This is a genomic window from Novosphingobium sp. APW14 (assembly GCF_032337075.1).
GTDB lineage: Bacteria > Pseudomonadota > Alphaproteobacteria > Sphingomonadales > Sphingomonadaceae > Novosphingobium.
The window spans coordinates 116,519-139,393 of sequence record NZ_JAVYAB010000008.1 but is presented as its reverse complement, the minus strand read 5'-3'; the positions used below and the strand labels follow the sequence as shown (position 1 = coordinate 139,393).

General features: G+C 64.0%; 21 protein-coding genes and 1 tRNA gene. 3 read left to right on the top strand and 19 right to left on the bottom strand.

Going from position 1 to position 22,875, the window contains the following annotated elements:
- Window positions 1-125: 125 nt before the first annotated feature.
- The gene (locus RQP55_RS11135) at window positions 126-533 is read left to right on the top strand and encodes a response regulator transcription factor (RefSeq protein ID WP_315610265.1); all 408 of its coding nucleotides are present in this window, start codon (window positions 126-128) and stop codon (window positions 531-533) included.
- A 179-nt stretch (window positions 534-712) separates the two neighbouring features.
- Here the strand turns inward: RQP55_RS11135 and RQP55_RS11130 are convergent, their stop codons facing one another.
- The 11 genes from RQP55_RS11130 to RQP55_RS11080 form a co-directional block, all read right to left on the bottom strand.
- The gene (locus tag RQP55_RS11130; RefSeq protein WP_315610264.1) at window positions 713-3,730 is read right to left on the bottom strand and encodes a TonB-dependent receptor; all 3,018 of its coding nucleotides are present in this window, start codon (window positions 3,728-3,730) and stop codon (window positions 713-715) included.
- 194 nt (window positions 3,731-3,924) lie between these two features.
- Entirely contained in the window at window positions 3,925-4,185 is a 261-nt protein-coding gene (locus tag RQP55_RS11125) for a hypothetical protein (RefSeq protein WP_315610263.1), read from the bottom strand.
- Entirely contained in the window at window positions 4,182-4,622 is a 441-nt protein-coding gene (locus RQP55_RS11120; RefSeq protein ID WP_315610262.1) for a chemotaxis protein CheW, read from the bottom strand. The genes RQP55_RS11125 and RQP55_RS11120 overlap by 4 nt, the downstream gene beginning before the upstream one ends.
- A 22-nt stretch (window positions 4,623-4,644) precedes the next feature.
- On the bottom strand, window positions 4,645-5,016 hold the full coding sequence (locus RQP55_RS11115) for a response regulator (protein ID WP_315610261.1): 372 nt from the start codon (window positions 5,014-5,016) through the stop codon (window positions 4,645-4,647).
- 16 nt (window positions 5,017-5,032) lie between these two features.
- Window positions 5,033-5,587 (bottom strand): chemotaxis protein CheD, encoded by a 555-nt coding sequence (locus RQP55_RS11110; protein WP_315610260.1) that lies wholly within the window; start codon window positions 5,585-5,587, stop codon window positions 5,033-5,035.
- Between the two features lie 37 nt (window positions 5,588-5,624).
- Window positions 5,625-6,497 (bottom strand): protein-glutamate O-methyltransferase CheR, encoded by an 873-nt coding sequence (locus tag RQP55_RS11105; RefSeq protein WP_315610259.1) that lies wholly within the window; start codon window positions 6,495-6,497, stop codon window positions 5,625-5,627.
- On the bottom strand, window positions 6,494-8,638 hold the full coding sequence (locus RQP55_RS11100) for a chemotaxis protein CheA (protein WP_315610258.1): 2,145 nt from the start codon (window positions 8,636-8,638) through the stop codon (window positions 6,494-6,496). Before RQP55_RS11100 ends, RQP55_RS11105 begins: the two co-directional genes overlap by 4 nt.
- Window positions 8,635-8,895 carry an STAS domain-containing protein gene (locus RQP55_RS11095; protein WP_315610257.1) on the bottom strand — a complete coding sequence of 87 codons (261 nt, stop codon included), beginning with the start codon at window positions 8,893-8,895 and terminating at the stop codon, window positions 8,635-8,637. The genes RQP55_RS11100 and RQP55_RS11095 overlap by 4 nt, the downstream gene beginning before the upstream one ends.
- Window positions 8,896-8,918: 23 nt before the next feature.
- Entirely contained in the window at window positions 8,919-10,433 is a 1,515-nt protein-coding gene (locus RQP55_RS11090; protein WP_315610256.1) for a globin-coupled sensor protein, read from the bottom strand.
- Between the two features lie 25 nt (window positions 10,434-10,458).
- Window positions 10,459-12,312, bottom strand: coding sequence for a HAMP domain-containing methyl-accepting chemotaxis protein (locus RQP55_RS11085; RefSeq protein ID WP_315610255.1), 1,854 nt, complete (start codon window positions 12,310-12,312; stop codon window positions 10,459-10,461).
- A gap of 103 nt (window positions 12,313-12,415) precedes the next feature.
- The gene (locus RQP55_RS11080) at window positions 12,416-13,582 is read right to left on the bottom strand and encodes a carbohydrate porin (RefSeq protein ID WP_315610254.1); all 1,167 of its coding nucleotides are present in this window, start codon (window positions 13,580-13,582) and stop codon (window positions 12,416-12,418) included.
- A gap of 205 nt (window positions 13,583-13,787) precedes the next feature.
- Here RQP55_RS11080 and RQP55_RS11075 point away from each other — a divergent pair, with 205 nt between their 5' ends.
- A complete protein-coding gene (locus RQP55_RS11075; protein WP_315610253.1) occupies window positions 13,788-14,816 on the top strand; it encodes a chemotaxis protein CheB in 1,029 nt (342 codons plus the stop codon).
- Window positions 14,817-14,905: 89 nt separating this feature from the next.
- On the opposite strand, the gene RQP55_RS11070 is transcribed toward RQP55_RS11075, so the two are convergent.
- Window positions 14,906-14,992, bottom strand: a tRNA-Leu gene (locus tag RQP55_RS11070).
- Window positions 14,993-15,200: 208 nt separating this feature from the next.
- On the opposite strand from RQP55_RS11070, the gene RQP55_RS11065 reads away from it, so the two are divergent.
- A complete protein-coding gene (locus RQP55_RS11065; protein WP_315610252.1) occupies window positions 15,201-16,163 on the top strand; it encodes an NAD-dependent epimerase/dehydratase family protein in 963 nt (320 codons plus the stop codon).
- Window positions 16,164-16,166: 3 nt separating this feature from the next.
- On the opposite strand, the gene RQP55_RS11060 is transcribed toward RQP55_RS11065, so the two are convergent.
- The 7 genes from RQP55_RS11060 to RQP55_RS11030 all read right to left on the bottom strand — a co-directional run bounded on the left by RQP55_RS11060 (window position 16,167) and on the right by RQP55_RS11030 (window position 22,863).
- Entirely contained in the window at window positions 16,167-16,838 is a 672-nt protein-coding gene (locus RQP55_RS11060; protein ID WP_315610251.1) for a glutathione S-transferase family protein, read from the bottom strand.
- Window positions 16,839-16,966: 128 nt separating this feature from the next.
- Window positions 16,967-17,752 (bottom strand): ParA family protein, encoded by a 786-nt coding sequence (locus RQP55_RS11055; RefSeq protein ID WP_315610250.1) that lies wholly within the window; start codon window positions 17,750-17,752, stop codon window positions 16,967-16,969.
- A 116-nt stretch (window positions 17,753-17,868) separates the two neighbouring features.
- A complete protein-coding gene (locus RQP55_RS11050; RefSeq protein ID WP_315610249.1) occupies window positions 17,869-19,947 on the bottom strand; it encodes a TonB-dependent receptor in 2,079 nt (692 codons plus the stop codon).
- 142 nt (window positions 19,948-20,089) lie between these two features.
- On the bottom strand, window positions 20,090-20,434 hold the full coding sequence (locus RQP55_RS11045) for a hypothetical protein (protein WP_315610248.1): 345 nt from the start codon (window positions 20,432-20,434) through the stop codon (window positions 20,090-20,092).
- Between the two features lie 57 nt (window positions 20,435-20,491).
- Window positions 20,492-21,085: an ABC-type transport auxiliary lipoprotein family protein gene (locus RQP55_RS11040; protein WP_315610247.1), complete on the bottom strand. Its 594-nt coding sequence runs from the start codon at window positions 21,083-21,085 to the stop codon at window positions 20,492-20,494.
- Window positions 21,082-22,020, bottom strand: coding sequence for an MlaD family protein (locus tag RQP55_RS11035; protein WP_315610246.1), 939 nt, complete (start codon window positions 22,018-22,020; stop codon window positions 21,082-21,084). Before RQP55_RS11035 ends, RQP55_RS11040 begins: the two co-directional genes overlap by 4 nt.
- Before the next feature lie 6 nt (window positions 22,021-22,026).
- The gene (locus RQP55_RS11030; protein ID WP_315610272.1) at window positions 22,027-22,863 is read right to left on the bottom strand and encodes an ABC transporter ATP-binding protein; all 837 of its coding nucleotides are present in this window, start codon (window positions 22,861-22,863) and stop codon (window positions 22,027-22,029) included.
- Window positions 22,864-22,875: the final 12 nt, after the last annotated feature.

Genomic DNA, 22,875 nt, shown 5'->3' with positions numbered 1-22,875 from the left:
ACGATCTCCGCTTCACGCAGCTTGCCAATGATGTCTTCCGGCTTGTGCTTTCTTGCCATTCCATTCCTCCTTCGTGGCCATTCCTAAAATAGAAATTGGGCCACTCAGAAGGGGGCAGATCACTGATGGCGGAGAACGGCAATTGGCTGCCGATCATCGCCTTTGCTGAAAACCCTTCGACCGACCAGATCGTGCGGGCCATCCTGGCCGGCGCGGTCGACTACCTGACCTGGCCCTGCGATGCCGCGCAGGTTGTCGGCGCGCTGATTGGCGCGGAATCGACTGGTGCGGCGCTGGGCAGCCTGAAGCTGCGCGAAGCCCGTGCCCGCAGCCGGGTGCAACGCCTGACCCGGCGTGAACGCGAAGTGCTGGCCGGGGTGGCCGTGGGCATGTCGAACCGCCTGATCGGGGAGCAGCTCGATATCAGCCCGCGCACGGTGGAGATTCATCGCGCCAATATGCTGACCAAGATCGGCGCGCAGCACACCTCGGAAGCGATCAGGATTGCGATTGAAGCATCCCTAGTGGCCTGACCTTACCCCAACGCCACCAGCGGGTCAGGCGCTAACTGGCCCCCTTGTCCTCTGGGCAAGGGGGCTTTTCGTGACTGAGCGCGTTCTCCGCACCCGATTTCCGGCCGGCAAAAGAGAGGGGCCCCGGACCGTGGTCCGGAGCCCCCAACGTCCCTCCCAGGACTAAGGTTGTTTCGCGCTTAGAACTTGATGCCGGCGGTGAGGCCGAAGCGACGCGGTTCAAGCGTGAAGATGTTGGTGTAGTTACCCGACGACTGGTCGGTCACGTAGAGACCCGTGATCGCGTCCTTGTCGAACAGGTTCTGGACCCAAACGCGGGCAAACCACTTCTTGTCCGGACCATCGAGCTGGAGCTGCGCATTGACCTGCGTGTAGCTCGGGATCTCGTTAACGTTACCGTTGAAGATGTTGCCGAACGACTTGCCGGTGTAAACGAAGTCAGCACGCGGGGTCAGGCTCATGTCACCCATCGGGATCTCGTACTGAGCACCAGCCGAGAACTTGTAATCCGGAGCGCCAGGCAGCTTGTTGCCCTTGATGTTCACCGGAATACCCGCTGCGTAAACAGTCACGCCGCCCAGCGTTGCCGGGTTAAGCCCAGCAGCCGCGAAGGCACCCGAAGCTGCAGCAGTCAGCACCGAGCAGATGCTGAAGGCACCGGTGGACTTCAGACCACCGTCAGCCGGGAACGCGGTCGTTCCCTGCAGGCCAGCACCGCCCTGAACGCCCGGAACCACACCAGCGTTGATCAGGTTGTTGACCCCGTTCACGAAGGCATTGACCCCAGCAGCGTTACCGCTGTTCGAGGCGACCGCACAGTTTGCTGCGTTGGTGATATCCTTGATGATCACCGCGTCAGCACGGCCCGCGCCAAAGTCACGCGGGTTGGAGGTCAGCTTGTCGGTCGAGACTTCGGTGTGCAGGTAGCTGGCACCGATGTTGAGTGCGAATTCGCGGGTCGGGCGGAAGATTGCTTCAGCTTCCAGACCGTAGATGTTCGCATCAACGTTGTCGTTAACCGAGGTACGGGCAACGATGCGCGACAGCTGCAGTTGCTTGTACTTGTAGTAGAAGCCGGTCAGGTTCAGCGTCAGCGAGCCAAACTGGTTCTTCGAACCGATTTCAAACGCATTGACGGTTTCAGGACCAAAGCTCTCCGGAACCGAGAAGATCGGCGACAGCGGCGGGTTGATACCGCCCGACTTGTAACCACGCGAGTAGGACACATAAACGAGGTTGTCCGGCGTGATCTGGTAGTCCAGCACCGCACGTCCCGTCCAGGCATCAAACTTCGCATTGCGGATGGCGAACTCCTGAGCGCCGGCCTTGCCTGCGTCGTAGTCGAGATTGGCATAGCCCAGCGCCTGGGTGATCGATGCGCTGCCGGTCGGCAGCAGGACCGAACCGCCCACCGAATCGGTGAACAGCGAGGTACGGGCGCGAACGTCCTTCTCGTCGTTGTTGTAACGCAGACCCAGGGTCAGCTTCAGCTTATCGTTGAACTCGTAATAGGCTTCACCGAACAGGCCGTAGGTCTTGACCCGCAGATCGTCCGAGTGGTTGCGATAGAACGAGCTGGCCAGTGCATAGGACGTGGTCCCATTGGCCGGAAGGCCGGGGCCAATAGCGCCGAAAGCACCAAGGATACCAGCCGCATAGTCAAGCCCGAAGGTGTTAACGTAGTAGCTGTTCTCGGTGAGATCGAGCTGGCCGTAGATGCCACCGATCAGGAAGTTGAACGGACCGTCCCAGTCAGACGACAGGATCGCCTCACCCGTCCAGCTGGTCTGCTCCTGCACCGAACGGTCGAAGTCCAGCGGGGTCATTGCGCAAGTGCGCTTGCCGCCGAATACGCCCGACAGGGTCGGCTCGGACAGCGAAGTGCAGAGCTGCCCGGTCGGACCATTCGGGATCAATGCGTTGGCGATCGGACGCAGGTAATTGGCAACAACCGGACCCGAGCCTGCACCGAACAGCGGCAGCTGCCCCGCGGCACCGGCCGCGAGCGCGGCAAGACCGGTCGCCATCTGCGAACGGTTCTGGACCGAGTTGTTGTAATCCTGCTGAGAATCGACCTTAACCGACTGCCAGTTGCCGCTGACCTTCAGCTGCAGCCCGCTGCCGAGATCCTGCTGGATCGACCCCTGGACGATCCACTCTTCCGAGAAGTAGGTCGGGGTAAAGTCGGTGTTGACGACGCGCGGATCGGCCGGGTTCGTAACGCCAGCGTAAGCGTCGGGGCCATAGAGGCTGCCCAGCGAGAAGTTCGGCGTCTGCGCCGTCTGGCCGGCCGGAAGCCCGCGAATGCGGAAGAATTCCTGCGAACCGAAGATCGTGCCCAGCGTCGAGTTAGCGTTGGTCATCGAATAGTCGCGACGGCCGTTAAGGCAGCCCATCACGCCGGTAGGATCGCGCTGACACATCTGCTTCTGGATGCGCATGCGGTTATCGTTTTCGTGGAAGTACTGCGCCATCAGGTCGATGGTGGTTGCCGAGCTGGGCTCGAACCGCAGCGACGCGCGCGCGCCCCACAGGTCACGATTATCGATCTTCGAATTGTTGAACAGGTTCGTGGTGTAGCCTTCACGGTTCAGATAGTAACCGGCGAGGCGGACGCCCACGGTGTCGCCCACTGGGACGTTAACCATGCCCTTGAACTTGACGCCGTTGAAGTTGCCGTATTCAGCCTCGGCATTTGCCGACATGCCCGACAGGTCAGGGCGGGCGGTGCGGAAGTTGATCACGCCCGAGGTCGCATTGCGGCCAAACAGGGTGCCCTGCGGACCGCGCAGCACTTCGATCTGCGCCAGGTCGTAGAATTCGCCTTCGAACAGACGGGTGCCGAACAGCGGCGCATCGTTAATGTGGATGGCGGTCGCACTGTCGCAAGCCACGCCAACGCAAAGGTCACCGATCCCGCGGATGGTGAAGCTCGAACCCGTGAAGTTGCCCTTCGTGAAGGTCACGTTTGGCAGGGTGAGCTGCAGGTCGGACGTGTTCTTGATCTGCTGCTTTTCAAGCGCTTCCGAATTGAACGCCGAAACCGCGATCGGAACATCCTGCAGACGTTCATTCGACCGCTGCGCGGTAACGATGATTACGTTTTCGTCGTCGTTCGCATCCGTGCCTTGTGCATAGGCAGGAATTGCAATTGCGCTGGCGCACACGCCAAGCAGCAGGGTCAGCTTACCCCTCATCAGCCCACTCTCCTTTGTTGCCCGCCCTTTCTGGACGGTTGCGCATACGAATAGATCACTGACTGATCGACTTGACAACCGCTTTTAATCGATTGGTTAGAACGCAAGGAAACCGTAGCGGAAGTGTCACACCTGACAGGGCTTCAGCCAGGCATTTTTACGGACATGTCCATCCCGGCACAATCGATCCCGAACTATTCTCCGGCCAGTAACTCAGCCAATTCGTCCATGCGCAACTGGCGAAGGGCGGTTTGAGGGCAATCGGCCCGCAGCAGGCCGGCCAGCTCGCGCTGAAACTGGGCGATCCGGTCAAACCGCTGCAATTCGCCCATAAACCGGACCAGCAGGTCCGGATCGCCGCACAGCTGGTGACCCAGCGTCTCGATCTCATGCGCCAGGCTATCCAGCACGGCGGCGACACGGCTCAACTCGATCGGGGCAAAGGGTGCGCTCATGCGGCAAGTGCCAGCTGCTCGGGCCCGCCCAGCTGATCAAGGTCGAGCACCATGACCATCCGCTCGCCCAGCGCGGCCAGCCCCTGAAGGAACCGGACGACATCGTCATCGCCCGAAGCAGGCGGCTGCTGCAGGCTGTCCTTGGGCAGGGTTACGATATCGCTGACCGAATCGACAATCAGCCCCATGGTCTTGCCGCCCAGCTGGACGACGATAATTGCATGACGCGGCGTTGCCTCGGTCGCGGCCCAGCCCAGCCGTGCAGCCAGATCGACCACCGGCAGCACCGTGCCACGCAGATTGACCACGCCAGCCACGAAATCGGGCACCTGCGGCAGCGGGGTGGCGGGCGTCCAGGCCCGGATCTCGCGCACGGCCATGATATCAAGCCCGAACAACTGCCCGGCGACCTCGCAAGTAATCAGCTCCATCTGCATTTCTTTCTGCTCCTTGCCAGGTTCAATGCGCCACGCGGCGAACCGCGGCGACCAGCTTGTCTGCGTCGAACGGCTTGACGATCCAGCCGGTCGCACCGGCAGCCCGGGCGCGCGCCTTCTTGTCTTCGGAACTCTCGGTCGAGAGCACCAGAATCGGGCGGTCACGGTGTCGCTCGCAGCCGCGCAGCGCTTCGATCAGTCCGAACCCGTCGAGCCGGGGCATGTTGATATCGGTGATGATCACGTCGATGTCGTTGATCGCCAGCCAGTCCAGCGCTTCCTGGCCGTCTTCGGCCTGGACCACGTTGAACCCGTTGCTGGCCAGGGCATGCTTGAGCAGGGCTCGCATGCTGACGCTATCATCGACAGTCAGGATCCGCAGGCTATCGGTCATCGCAAGTCCACTTTCATCAAAACAGTTCGACATCGCCCGATGCCGCGGGCGCGCGGGGGGCAGGACTGGCCGCGGGGGCCATCGAATTGGCCACGGTGCGACACCGCACCTGGCCGGAAGCGGGGCGCATTTCGACACGCCGCGCCGAGTTGCCACCCAGGTCCTCGCGAACCAGGGCGATCCTTTCCCGCGCCAGGAAGCCGCGGGCGAATTCGGCATTCATTGAGCCGATCCGGGCCATGCCGGCGTGCATGTTGGCGCCGCCATAAAGGTGCGCCCGCAAGCGCGGCTTTGACGCACCATTGGCCAGCATCTCGTTGATCAGCAGTTCCATCAGGTAGACGCCGTAATGCTCGTCAAACCCGGTGGCCGGGGCGCCGGGCTGGGGCTCTGCCAGCAGGAAATGGTTCATTCCGCCCAGTTCAGCCTCGGGATCGTAGAGGCAGGTCGCCACGCACGAGCCGAGCACGGTCGAAAACTCGACCCGCGGCCCGGCGCTGACGCGGGCCTGGCCCTGCATCACGGTGATCCGCGTGAGCGGTTTGGCAGGGGGATCCTGCATCAGGTTCATGTCCGCGGGTCCCCTCGTTCAAATTTTGCGCCTGTCATCACCCCATCCTCTTGCGGTAAATCGTCGGGCCCACCGGTTCGAGTAGGTTGGCCGCCGCCCCGGTGACACGCTCGCTGTGGCCGATGTAAAGGTAGCCGCCCGGGTGCAGCTGCTCGGCGAAACGCTGCACGAGCCGCTCTTTGGTCGGCAGGTCGAAATAGATCATCACGTTGCGGCAGAAGATCACGTCGAACGGTTGCTGCATCGGCCAGTCGCCCAGCAGATTAAGCTCGCGAAACCGCACGATCGATCGCGCCTGGGCCCCGACGGTGATGTCCTGCCCGCGTTCATCCAGCCAGTTGCGGCGCAGCACATCGGGCACTTCGCGGGCCTCGGCCGCGGCATAGACGCCGGCCTCCGCCTTGCGCAGGACATGGGCGGCCAGATCGCTTGCCAAGATACGCAGGTCGCGCTTCAGCATCCGCCGGCCCTCAACCGGGTCCTCGCCCAGCAGGGTCACGATCAACGACCAGGTTTCCTCGCCGCTGGAACAGCCGGCCGACCAGATCCGCACCGGTTCGCCGCGTTCCAGTTTGGCAAGCAGACCGGGCCGCGTCACTTGCGCCAGGTGTTCGAAGTGGTGCGCCTCGCGATAGAAGAAGGTGTGGTTTGTGGTGAGCGCATCGATCACCCGCTTGGTTTCAACCGCGTTGCCGCCAATCAGCCTGAGGTAATCAGCAAAAGTGCCGCAGTTGCTCTGCCGGACCAGCGGCGCGATCCGCGAATAGACCAGCATCGCCTTGCCCTGGGGCAGGACAATCCCGGCCTGTTCGTGCAGCAGGCGCGAGATCGACCGGAAATCGGCGTCTGAATAGACGCCGGGGCTGACCCCGGGGATCTGCGCTTCGCTGAAGGCTTCGGCCAGGTTCATGCCGCCTCCCGCTGCCCGGTGTTGCCCAGCGCGCCGGCGACCAGCGTGTCGACATCAAGGATCAGCGCAACCTGGCCATCGCCAAGGATGGTTGCGCCGGCCACGCCTTCAACCGGACGGAAGTTTGCCTCCAGGCTCTTGATCACGAACTGCCGCTGGTCGCAGATCGTATCGACCAGCAGCGCGGCCTGACCGGCCACCTGCGTGTCGACGACGATCAGCACCCCGCGCCGCGGATCGGTGCCGGCCCCGCGCCCGCCGGTGCGCTGGGCGACCGACAGCACCGGGATGAATTTGCCCCGAACGTTCAGCATCTGCCGCCCGGTGCCCATGCCCTGCACATCGGCTTCGCCAGGACGCAGGCTTTCCACCACGTGGGTCAGCGGCACGACCAGCGTCTGGTCGCCCACGGTCACGATCATCCCGTCGGAAATCGCCAGGGTCAGTGGCAGGGCCAGGGTAAAGGTGGTCCCCTTGCCGGGAACGCTTTCGATCGTGATCCGCCCGCCCAGGTCCTTCACGTTCTGCCGCACCACGTCCATCCCCACCCCGCGCCCGGAGACGCTGGTGATGGTGGCCGCGGTCGAGAAGCCGGGGGCAAAGATCAGTTGGTCGATATCCTCGGGCGAAAGCTGCGCTTCGGGCGCAACGATGCCCTTCTCGACGGCCTTGGCGAGCACCCGCGCCCGGTCGATCCCCTTGCCGTCATCGGTGATGTGGATCAGGATCCGGCCCGATCGCTGTTCGGCGGCAAGGGTCAGGGTGCCCTCGGCGGGCTTGCCGGCGGCCAGCCGTTCTTCAGCGCTTTCGATCCCGTGGTCCACGGCATTGCGGATCAGGTGGGTCAGTGGTTCACCCAGCCGTTCGATCACCGTCTTGTCGAGTTCGGTGGTCTCACCGAACACCTCTAGCTTGACGTGCTTGCCCGTCGATGACGCAAGCTCGCGCAGGATCCGTGGGACGCGGCTGAACACCGAACCGATCGGCTGGGCCCGGATCGACATCGCGCTTTCCTGGATGTCGCGGGTCAGTCCTTCAAGCAGCAACAATTCTTCACCGGCGGTCCCGTCGCCCGACAGGCGCTGCGCCAGCATGGCCTGAGCGATGACCAGCTCCCCAACCGTGTCGATCAGCCGATCAAGCTTGCCCAGATCGATCCGGATCGACTGGCCGGCTGCTGGAGCGGCCGCCGGCGCGGCCGTGACCGGGGCTGCTGGCGCAACAGGGCCGGGCGTGGCCGCGCCTTCGCCCGCATTGCCCGTGTCAGGAGTCGCGGCAGGAGCGGCAGGCGGCAGCGGCACCGCAACGGGAGCCGGCGCGACCCGCTCTTCGATCCGCAAGTCCGGGATTGCGGTCTGGGCGCCCACGGCGATTCCCCAGTCCTCGCGGACGAAATCGAACAGGTCGACAGCCTCGGCTTCGCTCACGTTGTCTGGGATCAACAGGCTGAAGCCCAACCAGCCCTGGCCGGGATCGAGCCGGTCGAGTTCGGGCAGGTGCGACAGGTCACAGGCAATGCAGCGCGCACCCATGGCCGCAAGCTCGCGCATCAGCGCCAACGGCTCGGCACCGTTGCGCATTGAACCAGCATGTGGCCGCAAATGCAGCTGCCAGTCGGCCGGCGCAGGCTCTGCCGGCCCGGTGATGTCATCCAGCAGCGAGTCGAGGTCCAGATCGAGGTCAAAAGCTTCCAGGCCGGCCTCGACCGGGGCCGGTTCGGCTGGCTCATCAGCGGGGCCTTCCGCCTGCGCCGCGCCGCCGCGATTTGCGGCCTGGGCTGCCGTCAGTTCGGCCAGCAAGGCGGCATCATCGGGCGGCACCCCGCCCTCGCGCGCGGCGGTCACATGATCGCTCAGCGTATCGAGCGCCCGCAGCAGCAGGTCGGTCAGCGGCTCGTCGAGCGGAACCGTCCCCTCGCGGACGTCGGACAGCAGGGTTTCATAGGTGTGGGTATAGGCCTGCAGCGCCACGAACCCGAAGGCACCCGCCCCGCCCTTGACCGAATGGACCGCGCGAAAGACCGCGTTGATGGTGTCGGAATCCTGCGTGCCATCGCGGCAGGCCGCCAGGCCCGCCTCGGCAGCGGCCAGCGATTCCTCGCATTCGAGGAAAAAGATCGCCTGGATTTCTTCTGGTGTCACGCCGGTGCCCCTTCGAACAGGTGGGCCGAAAGCCCGGTCAGCTCCGCCGCTTCCTGCAGCGCTTGCGATGGTGTGATGCGCAGCGCCTCATGGCTCTTGCGGGCACTGGCAAGCGTCTGCAGCAGGGCCAGCGAGACCTGGCGCACCGCACCGCCGTCAATCTCTGCAGCGCCGGCACCCAGCGCCTCGATCAGGTCGGGCAGCAGGGCTTCGGCGGCAGCGCGATCGCAGCGTTCGGGCAGTGTGAATTTGGTCATGACAGATCCCGGCACGGTGGAAATCAAAACTCGGCCCAGTCAGCGTCCGGCTCGGCCTGCTTGAGCGCAAGATTGCCGCTGACCTGCGGGGCGGAAGCCACGATTCGGGCCGGCGCAGGCGCATGGTTTGCCGCCCGCGGGGCGGCCTGGCCCGCAACCTTGAACTGTGAAACCAGCCGCAACAGGTTGGCCGTTTCATCGGCCAGCGCCCGCGCCGCAGCGGTCGATTCCTCGACCATGGCGGCGTTCTGCTGGGTCATGCGGTCCATTTCCCCGACCGAGGAATTGACCTGTTTCAGATTGCCGGCCTGCAGCGTCGCGCCATCGGCCATGGACAGGACCAGTTCGCTGATCTCACCGACCCGGCCGACGATCTTTTCCAGCAGCGCTCCGGTTTCACCGACCAGCCCGACCCCGCCTTCGACCTGCTCCGAACTGGTCGTGATCAAGTTCTTGATATCGCGCGCCGCATCGGCCGAACGCTGGGCCAGGGCGCGCACTTCGTTGGCGACCACGGCAAAGCCCTTGCCGGCATCGCCGGCGCGGGCCGCTTCCACCCCGGCATTCAGCGCCAGCAGGTTGGTCTGGAAGGCGATCCCGTCAATCACGCCGATGATCTGCGCGATCTGCTGCGAACTCTGCTCGATCTGCGCCATCGCATCGATCGCCTTGCGCACCACGGCGCCGCCATCGCTGGCCTGGCTGTGCGCCTCGGCAATGGTCGAGCGGATTTCGATCGTGCGGTTGGCGGATTCGGCGATGCTCTGGGTCGCCTGGTTCATCGCCGCGGCGGTTTCCTCAAGGCTGGCGGCCTGGTGCTCGTTGCGCAGCGCCAGGTCATCCGACGCAGCACGGATCTCGGACGAGGCGGTGGCGATTGACTTGATCCCGTTGGATACCCCGCTGATCGTGGCATGCAGCCGTTCAAGCGCCGAATTGAAATGGATCTCGGCGCTCTGGAACTTCACCGGCAGGCCCGCCATGCGCACCGTCAGGTCACCATCGGCCAGCTTTTCTAGCGCCGTGCCAATCTGGTCCAGCATTGCCTCGCGTTCGGTGCTCTCGGCCGTGAAATAGGTCGATACGGCAATGTCCATGTCGAACAGCGCGGTCCGGACCAGCAGCGAAAGCCGGCGCGCCTCGCGGCGCTTCCAGGGCAGCAGGGCCTTCCAGCCCGAAGCGACCATGCCGTGGATCAGACGGTCGAGCACCAGGCCATAGCCGCCAATGTACCACTTGGGCTCAAGCCCGATCCGGGCGTGGACATTGCCGATGGTCTGGGCCCGGCCCAGATAGGCCTGGTTGAACCCATCGCGGAACAGGGTCCGCCAATGGTCGGCCTGGGCTCCGGCGGCCTTGTCCATGTGCGACCGGCCCGAAAAGAAGCCGGAGATTGCCGGATTGGCAGAGACCTTGCCATAAAACGCTGCGAGGGCGTCCTTAAGGTGCGGTTCTACAACCTGGCCAAGCTGCGCAAGATCCGGCCCTACACCTTCAAGGCCATAGAAGCCTACGCGCTGGTTCAGCTCGTCAGTCATACGTCAAACTCCCACCCGTGCCCGATCAGAACTCGCTCCAGTCGTCATCGCCTGCAGTGCTGGTGGCGACGGCAAGGTTGCCCTGGATGACCGGCTGGGCAGCAACCCGCCGGCGTACGGCGCGGGGTGGAAGGGCCACGGGTTCGGCCGACGAAGCCATCTGCATCGATTTGCTCTCGGTGCTGAACTGCGCGACGAGCTTGCTGAGCTCGCCAGCCTCATTCGCCAGACTGCGCGCGGCGGCGGTCGATTCCTCGACCATGGCGGCGTTCTGCTGGGTCATCCGGTCCATATCGCCGACCGCGGAGTTGACCTGCTGAACGGTAGTCGCCTGGGCGCGGGCACCTTCGGCGATCCCCTGGACCAGCTTGCTGATCTCACCCACGCGCGACACGATCGTCTGCAGCAGCGTTCCGGCTTCACCGACCAGCGCCACGCCGCCTTCGACCTGCTTCGAGCTGGTGCCGATCAGTTCCTTGATATCGTGCGCCGCGTCGGCCGAACGCTGGGCCAGGGCGCGCACTTCGTTGGCGACCACGGCAAAGCCCTTGCCGGCATCGCCGGCGCGGGCCGCTTCCACCCCGGCGTTCAGCGCCAACAGGTTGGTCTGGAAGGCAATGCCATCGATCACGCCGATGATCTGGGCGATCTCTTGCGAGCTCTGCTCAATCTGGGCCATCGCATCGATCGCCCGCTCCACCACCTGGCCGCCTTCGCTGGCTTCGCGGTGGGCATCGTCGATCGACCGGCGGACCTCGCCGGCATTGTCGGCCGTGGCGGCGATCGACTGGGTGACCGAATTCATCGCCGCCGAGGTTTCCTCGATGCTGGCGGCCTGCTGCTCGTTGCGCACCGCCAGGTCATCCGATGCGGCCCGGATTTCCGAGGCCCCGGTGCTGACGCTGCGGGCGGTTGCCACAACGCTTTCGATGATCGAGCTGAGGTGCGAGAGCGACGCGTTGAACGTGTTGCGCAGCGATTCATACTGTTCGGCCAGCGGGGTCTGGAGGCGGAAGGCCAGGTTGCCCTCGGCCAGCTGTTCCAGCCCCTTGGTCAGGGTGTTGACCACTTCTTCCTGCTTGGCCGCAGATTCGCGCTGGGCGCGCGAGGCGGCGCGGAACACCTCGATCGACCGGGTCATCTCGCCAATCTCGTCAAGGCGGTGATCATGGGTAATCCCGGCATCAAGGTTGCCCGCAGCCATGGCTGTCATCGTCTGCGCGGTCTGCGCCAGTGGATCGATCGCCAGCCGGTTGAGCAGGCGCATCCCCCACATGATTGCCGCCAGCAGGGCCATGCCCATTGCCGCCAGCAGGGCTATCACGATCCAGCTGGATGAGGTGCTGCTGGCGTAGAGCTGCTTGTTGTACCGATCGGTTATCAAGACCAGCTGGTCGATGTCGGCCCGGTGCTGCTCATAAAGCGATTCCAGCTTATCGTGGGCCTGGTTGATGCGGGCCGGGTCGCCGCTACGGCCAGCCGGGATCATCTCCTCGTTGACCTGCTTCCAGAATTGTTCTGCGTCGGCCGAAATCTTCGTTTCGACAAACTCTCGCAGTTCGGGATCAAGATCCGATTGCTTCCAGAACTCTAGCCGCTTGTCGTGTTCTGCCTGCAACTTGCGCAAGACCTGCGAGTGTTCTTCGGCCTCTTCCGGGTCCGATGCGATCCAGGTCGCCTGCAGCATCGGCTCGACCAGATACAAGGCGGGCGGCAGGATATCGGCCACGAAATTGTTCGTGACCCCGTTCTGGTAATCGAGTGAGCCGCCCAGCCGGATCCGGTTCAATCCGACCCCGGTGGCGACAAGAGTTACTGCCAGGGCACCGACAATCGCGATGCCTCCGATCCGGGTCTTCTGCTTGATGGACTTGCTCATGGAATCGATACCTCTGAAACGACGAACACCTGGCTCTTAGGCAAGTGCCGCGAATGATTGCTTTTTCCGGGCCTAGGGACTTTGCCGGAGTCAGGCGGGGTGGTTACAGCGACAGGTTGAGGCGGAGCGTCGCGACAAAGGCATTGCGCGCGCCGATGCGGTCCGCCTTGCGGATCCATTGCAGGTCCGGCTGGAGCTGAAGCCCTGGCAGGACTTCGTCGGCATAGGTCAGTTCGACCCCGGTCTCGGTCGACCCCATCGGCAGCCCGGCATCGGCCTGGTTGGCGCGGTAGCGGTCCGACAGGTAGGCCTGGTTCATGCCGATCGAAAACACGCCTTCTGGGCGGGATGGCAGGGGGGCAGACCAAAGCAAGCCGGCCTGCCACCCGCCGGTGTAAGGCGTGCTGCGCCCATCGGACACGCCGGCCCGGGCAAATAGCGATAGCGCCTCGCCAAGCGGCTGGTCGAACAACAGATAGGCTCCATAAGCCGTGCGGCGGATTGGATCGCCAAGACCGTCGGTTTCGCGCAGGTCATCCTGCTTGCGGGTATAGGCCCACCCGCCCGCCGCCAGCTTGGTCTTGCCGCTGAAGCCGGCCTCGCCAATCAGCAGGGCACCCTCGGCGAACAACGGGCGGATGCCGGCGCGATCGCCCAGTACGCCCGCTTCGGCGTTGACCGCGGCAAGGTTGAGGTAGGCATCGCCGCTGGTCTGCAAATGCAGCCGGGCGGTCAGCGCGGTCGAGGGAAACAGCGACGGACCATTGGGCCCTGTGGCCGAAAGCTCGGACCCGATCCCGAACGCCGGAGCCAGCAAAAGGGCCGAACTGTCGGTGGTGTAGAATTCGGCATTAAGATCCGAAAAGCCCAGCCGGATCGAGCTGCCCTGCCCGCCAAGCTGCTGTTCCAGATAAAGCTCGAACAGTTTGGCGCGGTTCTCGGCAACTTCGATATTGTTGACGCCCTGCATGGTGGCAGCGCGGTCGTTAGGGCGCGAGCCAAAGCTGGCCAGCGCCTGGCCATGCAGGCTGGCGCCATTCCAACCGGCCAGGGCTTCCAGATCGAGATCGGCTATGATCCGGGTGATGCCGGTCACATTGCTGCCGGGATCAGCCCCGTTCACTGTCGCGCTCAGGTCGACAGTTGCCAGCGCCGAAAGGTCAAGCGGCGACGCCGCCCCCGCCGGCTGCTCCGCCAGCGCGGCCCCGGCCCAACCGATTGCCAAGGCTGCCGCTCCGGCCAGCCCGAATGCCCTGCAAGAAAAGCGCATTATCGCTCACCCCGTTGTCTCGCCCCCCAGCGGGACGATCGCCTAACACACGGATTTTGCGGGCAGACTTTTAAGCTGTCGGGCAACCCGGGCTTAAGGAAAAACCCCGAAGTCGCGATATTCGAAAATTTGCGGGCTTGGCGCTTAGCACCCAAGGCGGAGGCGGCCGATGTGTCGCCGTGCCTCGATATGGAGCTGATCAAGCATGAGCGATGCACGAGTGCTGGTTGTCGACGATTCCGCCGCAATGCGCGCGCTGTTCGCCGATATCCTCGAACAAACCAAAGGCGTGACCGTGGTTGGCATGGCAGTGAACGCCGACGATGCCCGGTCGCAGCTCGATGAAGTCCGGCCGAACGTGATCACGCTGGACGTAGAGATGCCCGGCAAGAGCGGGATCGAATTCCTGCAAGAGATCATGGAAGAGCGGCCAATGCCGGTGGTCATGCTGTCCAGCCACACCCAGAGCGGGACGGAAACCTCGCTGCGCGCGCTCGAACTGGGCGCGGTCGAATGCTTTCCCAAACCGCTCAAGGTATCGCCCGAACAGTTCACCAAGATGGCGGGGAAGCTTGGCAAGATTGTGCTGGCTGCGGCCAATTCGAAGGTCCGTGACCGCCCGCGTGCCAGCACTGGCTCGGTCTCGGCCAAGCCCTTTGACTGGAACGGCAACCTGGTTGCGCTCAGCGCCTCAATGGGCGGGATCGATGCCCTGACCGAGCTCTTCGCCCATTACCCCAAGGATTGCCCGCCAACGATCACCGTGCTGCAGGCCGAGCCGGCACTGGTGGAAAGCTTCATCCGCAAGATGGATGCCGCGCTGCCCTGCGCGATCAAGGCGGTGGAAGATGGCGCCGCGCTTGAACCGGGATCGATCCACATCGCCTATGACCCGGCGCGCCACGTGGTGCTGGAACCCGGCACCCCGCCGCGACTGCGCCTGCTCGATCGCGAATCGGTCGAAGGCGCGCGTCCGTCGGCCACCCTGCTATTCGGCACGATCGCCCGCGCCCAGTTGCCCGCAGTCGGCGCGGTCCTGACCGGCCTTGGCAAAGACGGTGCCCGCGGCCTCAAGCTGCTCCGCGATGCCGGCAGCACCACCTTTGCGCAGTCACCCGACAGCGCCATGGTCAGCGAAGCCCCCGCCGAAGCCATCGCCCAGGGCGCGGCCGAACAGGCGCTCGATATCACCCCGCTGTCCGAAGCGATCCTCGACAAGTGCAACAAGGGGTGATCGCCGCCAGAAGTCAGGCGAGGGCGGCGCTGCAAAGCGCAAACCCGCCCGCCATCGCGGCGACGATTTCATCTGTCATCGTATGGAAATGGTGCCCAGAAGAGGACTCGAACCTCCACGCCCTTGCGAGCGCCAGCACCTGAAGCTGGTGCGTCTACCAATTCCGCCATCTGGGCACGGGGCAGAAGGCCGAAGCGCCGCTGCCGGGTAGGAGGGCGCCACTAGCCGGGGGCTTTGCGGGTGTCAACGGCCCATTGGCGCTTTTGGCAAGACCGTCTCAAAAAGGTTTGGCCCGGGCTTCCCCGCAGTTGCCGAACAGGGCGGCTTTGTGCCAAGGGCGGCGGCGTGAAATCCGGCGCTGCGCCGGGCAAGGGACTGGCAAAGATGGCAAGCAACGGCACCGCGCTCGAAGGCAAACTGATCGTCCTGGTGGGTGGCAGCGGCTTCTTTGGAGCGCATCTGGCACAGGAACTGCTCAGCAATGGCGCGCGGCTGCGCATCGCCAGCCGTAACCCGGAACGCGCGTTCAAGCTGAAGCCGCTGGCGGGCCTGGGCCAGGTCCAGTTCGCCCGGTGCGACATGACCAAGCCGGATTCGCTGGCCCGCGTGGTTGCCGGGGCCGATGCGGTGGTGAACCTGGTCGGCGCGTTTGGCGGCGATCTTGATGCGGTCCAGGGCCGCGGGGCCGGCACCCTGGCGCGGCTGGCCAAGGAAGCCGGCGCAGCGGCTTTCGTCCACGTTTCCGCAATCGGCGCCGATGCCGAGGGCGCCACCGCCTATGCCCGCAGCAAGGCCGCTGGCGAAGCGGCCGTGCTGGCCGCCTTCCCCAAGGCGACGATCCTGCGCCCTTCGGTCCTGTTCGGGCCGGACGATGCCTTCATCAACATGTTTGCCGGCCTGATTGCAGCGGCCCCGGTGATGCCGGTGTTCGGCCCCGCCGCCCCGTTCCAGCCGCTGTTTGTTGACGATGCTGCGCTGGCGGTGGTGGCAGCCCTGGCCGATGCCAAAGCGCACGGCGGCAAGACCTATGAGCTGGGTGGACCGGAAGTGCTGACCATGCTGGAGATCAACCAGCGGATCGCCAAGGCCCAGGGCCGCAGCCGCGTATTCCTGCCGCTGCACGATGCGATTTCGGCCACTTTTGCCACCTTGACCGGCTGGCTGCCGCTGGCCCCGCTAAGCCGCCAGCAATGGCTGCTGCTCAAGGCCGGGAATGTTGTTGCCCCCAAGGCCAAGGGTTGCAAGGCGCTGGGCATTGCGCCGCGTCCGCTCGGCCTGTTCCTTGATCGCTGGATGGTCCGCTATCGCAAGCACGGCCGCTTTGGCGAGAAGACCACCGCGGCCTAAGGCCTAAGCGTTGACATCACCGTAATGGCTGGGCGGCTGGATCACTTCCATCCGCTCTGACAGCAGCGGGCGGAAACTGGGGCGGCTCTTGAACACCGCATACCAGGCTGCGGCCTGCTCGTGGCCTGACCAATCGAGCCCACCCAAGTAATCGGCGACCGAAATCTGCGCCGCGGCGGCCAGATCGGCCAGGCTCATCGTCGCGCCGGCCAGCCAGGGGCGGTGATCGACCAGGTGATCGATGTAATAGAGATGCTCGTGCGCCAGCTTCATCGCCTCGCGCAGCACGCGCGAATCGGGTGACTGGCGATAGATCAGGCGCTTCTTCATCCGCTCATGCAGCAGCGGCGCGGTGACATCGCCAAAGAAGTTTTCGTCAAACAGGGCAAGCAGCCGCCGGATTTCAGCGCGGTTGGTTGCCGTGCCGTTGATCAGCGGCACCTTGTCGACCGTTTCCTCGAAATATTCGCAGATCGCGCGGCTGTCGCACAAAGTAATGCCCTTGGCCGGATCGTGCAGCACAGGGGTGCGCCCCGCCGGATTAAGCGCGAAAAACTCGTCGCGCCCTTCCCACGGATTTTCACGCCACAATTCGTAAGCGATGCCTTTTTCGCTCATCAGCAGCCGAACCTTGCGGCTGAACGGACAGAGGGGGAATTGGTAAAGCTGCCACATGGCTTATTGCCATGCCCAAGCGAAAGCGCCCCGTCCACCGGAGTACGGGGAACGGGGCGCAAAAAGCGGGGGAAAGGTCAGGTCGGGGCAAACAGCCTGGCCCTGCCCGCGTCGCTTGGGTCTTGGGCTTAGGCCGGAATAGATTGACGCGGGCTGAACGATACCGGCGCACGAACCGCCTGGTCCGTTCTGGCAAGCCGTGCTTCGATCCCTTGCCATAACCGATCCAGCGCACGGTCGGGTAAGGAATCGGGCGCAAAGCTGGCCAAGGGCGCACGGCGCACCGCCACCTGTTCGATCTGCGCCGCCAGCGGCACGGCCGGCCAGTTCGCCCCTGCGCCATGGCGCACTTCGCGATGCAACTCCCGGCGGCAGTTATACATCGAAAGCACCGGCAGGATCGGTGCATGCCGGTGATACAGTCGCCCCAGTTCTTCTCGCAATTGGTCAAATGCGCGAAGCGAGAGCGGTGACGGCGGAAGCGGAACGATGATTGCATCGGCTGCCCATATCGCCTGCTCGCTGACCGCAGAGAGACCCGCCGGACAATCCAGGACAATCCGCTTGTACTCGCTTCGCAGCAGGCTGGTCATTTGCTGGAGCCGCCGGGCACCGCACCGTGGCAGGATTTGCGGCAACTGCCGCAAGCTTGGATCGGCCGGAATTACCGACAGTCCCGGAACGCTGCTTGCGGATATCGCCTCGCGCGGGCGACCATCGCGCTGAAAGATGGCCGCGGCACGCTGGCGTTGCGGTTCCCCCACCCCAGTCAGAAACGACGCGCCGCCCTGTGGATCAAGATCCCACAGCAAGGTGGGCCGCGCGCCAGTCTGCGCCCAGCGCCAGGCTAGTTCGGTGGCGAGCGTGGTCTTGCCCACCCCGCCCTTGATGGAGAAGACGGTGATTACCGCCATGGCTTGCGACCCCAAATGGAATGATCCGTTCATTGGGGAAAATACTAGTAAAAGCAACAGTATTAACTGCGCCCCCCAGCAGTTGCGCTGCGGAGATGATCGGGGGCGCCAGCCAATCAGAAGTTTCCGCGCAACAACACGCTGAAGATCGGGCCGATCAGCCGGTCGCGGTGCTCGGTGAACTGGATCGCGGAACTGGTTCGCCGCCCCGCCCAGACCGTCCGATCAAACCGGTTGCGGCCGTTTAGCAGGTTGCCCGCCGTAGCCCGCAAGGTCAGGCCAAAGACGTCCTTGTGCTCAACAAACACCCCGGCGAAGGTTGGCCCTTCATAGGCCTGCCCGACTTCGCCAAGCCGATAATAGTCTTCGAAGTGGTAATTGTTAAAGTTGAAGCCATAGGCGATCTTGCTGCCAGGAATGTCGTGGCGATAGCCAATCTCCAACATGCGGTCCTGAATTTCGCTCATCGGTCGGGCCATGCCGGTCAGCGGATCGCGCACCCGGGCGCGTTCCAGCTGTAGCTTGACGTCCAGCTTGGCGCCCCTGATCCCCAGCGGAGCCAGCTCGATCGTGCTGGTCCAATCGATCCCATAGCGCCGGCCGCCATCCAGATTGCCAGGACTTTCGCCGCTCGCGCCAATGGGAATGAAGTCAACCAGATCCTGAATATGGCTATCATAGAGCCGCAGCGTCGTGCTGCCCCATTTGCCGAGCGCTTTCTTGGATTCCAGCTCAAACTCCCAGCTTTGCGGCGGCACCAGCTGGTCGTTGCCGACATTGGTGTTGTTCTCGCCCAGGAAAACCCGCGCCAGAAAATCCCCGAAGTTCAGCTGGCCGACCCGGCGGCGCGCCTTGAACGAGAGGTCCAGACCCTTTGCCGGTGCCCAGGCCAGCGCAATCGAACCCTTGGGGCGCCAGAATTCGCGAACCACCGGCTGGACACCGCCCGTTTGCGAAAGGCGGGAAAACTCACCCCCCAGCGTCGCCTGGAGCGAGAGGTTTGAGGCCAGCGGCCGACTGTAACTGAGGATCCCTTCATAGCGATCCTCCTTCACGCCGCCGGTACCGTCCGGGAAGGGAACGGGCACAAAGGTGCCGGCTGGTTCCAGTGATGCCAATTCAGCTGCGATGTTCAGCTTGTTGTAGGCCGCCTCGGCTGACACTTGCCAATCGGCGCCTCCTGCCTTCCAGCCATATTCGGCCCGCGCGATCGTCTCGCTAAAGTCCTGCTGCTGGTGAAAGCGGTCCCCGGTCTGCGGGCGGTTGTCGGCGTAAGTGAAAACGGATTCGTTAGTGCTGGGGCCATTGTTGCCCCGCGCCAGACCAATCAGCTTCAGCTGCCCGCCCGCCAGCTTGAAGGCCAGATCCCCGCCCAGCTCGAAATTGGCGCCTTGCTCCTTCTCGCGATAGCGGCGGCTGCGGTTTACGCCGCCAGGCAGTTCGCGTTCGTCATCCAGCTTATAGCGGAACCAATAGTATCGGTAGCTGCCGCTAAGGTTGATCAGGGTGTCGTTGCCAGCATCGATCTTTGCTGCCAGCGAGACCTTGGGCTGATCGAAGTTGGCGGTGATCACATCGTCACGACGCTCAATCAGGCCGCCATCGGGCTGCTGGATCAGTGTTTCACCCCCGGCCCCGCCGCGGCTGGAAAGGTTGGACAGACCAACCGTATAGTCAACCCGCCCAGCTTTGCCGCTGAGCGAGCTTTCGAACCGGTTGAACAAAGGATCGGTAAAATGCGGGCGCGCTTCGAAGCGATAGGCAAAGTTGCCGCTGATCCCATCGGACTTGACCACCAGGTTGGCGACCTGCCCGGTCAGGCCCGGCACCTCGAGCGTGGCGGCATCGACCAGTTCGATCCGGACAACGTTCTTGGCCGCGATACGTCCAAGTTGGGTAAAGGTATCCTCGCTCTTGCCCGTCAAGCGCTGGCCGTTGACCAGTACGTTGGCCGTGGCCTGACCCAACCCGCGCTGACCGCCATCATCGCGGATCGCAAAGCCGGGCACCTGAACCAGCATTTCCAGAGCGGTACGGGGGGAGAAGCGGGTGAAGAATACGGCCTCATAAACCTGGCCACCATTGTGCGCAGAGCTGCCCTCGGCCGCCGGAACTGCCGCCGCCTCTTCTGCCCAGGCCGGAGCACAAACCGTTGCCAGAATTGCCGAACCGGCCAGCAGTGCCGGCCGGATCATTTGCCGTAGCGGCATTAAAAATCCCCACCCGTTAACAACTTAAAGGTGATCTATAGGGCTAATACGCCTATTCGCGAGTACACCTCGACCAGCGACATAAACCCGGCGATGAACGGCAAGCAGCGCGATCACTGCGCGGGTGCTAGCGCGCCGGGGCAGCGGGCAGGTTTGCGTCCAGCATGGCCAGGCACGGCGCCTTCAACGCAGCGCGGCTGTTGCCGGTTCGCAGGCTGGCAACCTCGGTCTGCAGCAGCGCCTGCAAGGCCGGGCGATCAAGCTTGCCGGCATCCATTGCCCTTGCGCTTACCCGGACGAAAAATTCGCGCCCGCGCTGCACCAGCGGCGGCCAATCGCCGGCTCCCTGCCGCGTCTGCTCCGCGGCAACGATCGAAAACAGGGCCGCGCAGCGCAGGCCCGTATGCAGTTCTGGCGGCAATTTGGGGGCTGCGGCTTGGGCCGAGAGTGGCGCGGCCAGGAGGGCCAGCAAGGACAAGGGAAGCTTCATCGCAGCAGGTCTAGCAAGCGTAAGCTGAACGCCAGCCGATCAACCCATCCAGGCCGCAACTTCGGCCGCCACGGCATTGGCGGCCCGGTTCAGCGCCGGGGCAATCGCCTGCGGCTTGGCAGATACGCCGGAAATCACGCTTTCAAACCGGCGGGTCTCAACTGCTCCGCCGCGGGCGCTGCGCACCGCTTCGAACCGCACAACCACCGCCTGCTGCGCAGCGTCATAGCCCATATCGACCAATCGCCCGCCCAGGCGGTGCGCAGCCGGACCAGCCGTGCCATCGTCTTCCAGCACCAGTCGCTTGCCCGAGGCGCGCAGCGTTTCCGCCAACAGGCCGCGGAACTGGCGCGCCGGGCGTTCAACCCAGGCGGCATCGGCCAGATAGGCAATGCTTGAACCGTTGACGCGCACCGGCACGCGCAGCACCGCCAGCTTGCGATCAACCTCGGGCTCAAGCACCAGCAAGGCATCGTCCTGGGTGCCGATCATCCCGGTTCCAGCAACGGGCGATTGTGTCGCCGTCAGCGAAATCAGTGTGGCCGGCGGCGTGCTCCCGCCCAGACCAATGCACCCGCCCAGCAACAGCGGCAGCGCAGCAGCGGCAAGGCCATACGGCAGACGAAGGGTCATTGCTTGTACTCCGGCAGCTTGTTCCCGCCAAGCAGCGCGGCTGCACCGCGGTCGTCGATCTTCTCGGTCAGATCGCGCAGCGCCTTGCTGGTGGCGCGCAGGTCGCGCATGGCGGCTTCGGCCTGCGGCAGGGTCTGGTCATTCAGTCGCTGGGTCGCCGGGCGGGCGCTGGCAAGCGTAGCCTCCAGTTCCTTGGCGGCATTGCTGGCTGACCGCAGCGTGGTGCGCATGTCGCGCGCCAGCGTTTGGCCATCGCCACCCAGGAATTCGTTGGCATTGTTGGCCACTTTCTCAAACTCACCCAGCGTCGTGGTCGCTTGCTTAAGCGTGGCCTGCAGTTCAGTCAGCGTGGTCTGCACCTGCGGCGAAGCATCGGCGAGGCTGCCGGTCATCCGGTCGGTATTGGCCAGGATATTGTCGAACGCCTTCAGGTTCTTGTCGGACAGTGCGGTGTTCAGCCGCTCAGACACTGTCGCCAGCCGATCGAGCAGCACCGGCGCCGAATTGAGCAGTTCGCCTAGCCCCCCGCGCTTGGTGGGGATCACGGGCACGCCCTCTGGCCCCGGTTCGACAATTGGCGCGGCACCCTTCACGGCGCCTTCAAGCTGAATGTTCGAAACGCCGGTGAAGCTGCCCTGCAGCGTGGCCACGGTTCCCTGAAGGATCGGCACGTTTTCGTTCACGGCGATCCGCACCCGGACGAAGCTGGGATCCTTGGTCCACAGCTCGATCCGCTTGATCTGGCCAACCGGCACGCCCGCAAAGGTGACCTGCCCACCTTCCGACAAGCCATCGACCGATTGCTTGAAAAAGATATCATAGGCGGTCTGGCTGGTTTCATTCCAGCGTGCGATCCAGATGATGAAAGCCGCCAGCACAGCCAGCAGCCCCAGCGTAATCGCCCCGACCCAGACAAAGTTGGCTCTCGTCTCCATGACTGCCTAATCCCCTGCCTTTGCCGGCTTGTCCATCGTCTTGTCCGAACGCACGACCTTCTGCTGGGCTGCATTCGCCGCGCGGCCGCGCGGACCGTTGAAGTATTCCTGGATCCACGGGTGATCGAGCTTGAGCAGGTTGGGGATCGTATCAACCGCGATCACCTGCTTGTCGGCAATCACCGCCACCCGGTCGCAGATCTCGTGCAGCGTATCCAGATCGTGGGTAATCAGGAACACGGTCAGCCCCAGGGTATCCTGCAGTTCCTTGGTCAGCGCATCAAACGCGGCCGCACCGATCGGGTCGAGCCCGGCGGTCGGCTCATCCAGGAACAGCAGTTCGGGATCAAGCGCGAGCGCGCGGGCCAGGCCGGCGCGCTTTTTCATCCCGCCAGACAGTTCGGCCGGATACTTGTTGGCCGCATCCTCGGGCAGGCCGGACAGGACCACCTTGAACCGGGCAATCTCGCGGCGCAGGTCATCACTGATTTCGGGATAGAATTCGCGCAAAGGGACTTCGACGTTTTCGGCCACGGTCAGGGTGGAAAACAGCGCCCCGCCCTGGAACAGCACGCCCCAGCGGCTGCGGATGTCGATATCGTCATCGTCGCGGGCGGCGGTGATGACATCGCCCAGCACCTCGATCCGCCCCTCGGTCGGCACCTGGAGGCCGATGATCGAGCGCATCAGCACCGATTTGCCGGTGCCCGAGCCGCCCACCACGCCGATAATCTCCCCCCGCCGGACCTTCAGCGAGAGGTTCTCGTGAATCACCTGTTCGCCAAAGGCATTGCGTACGCCTTCAACGATGATCGGATAGTCGCCCTTGAACGGCCCCGGCATCCGGTTGTGCGC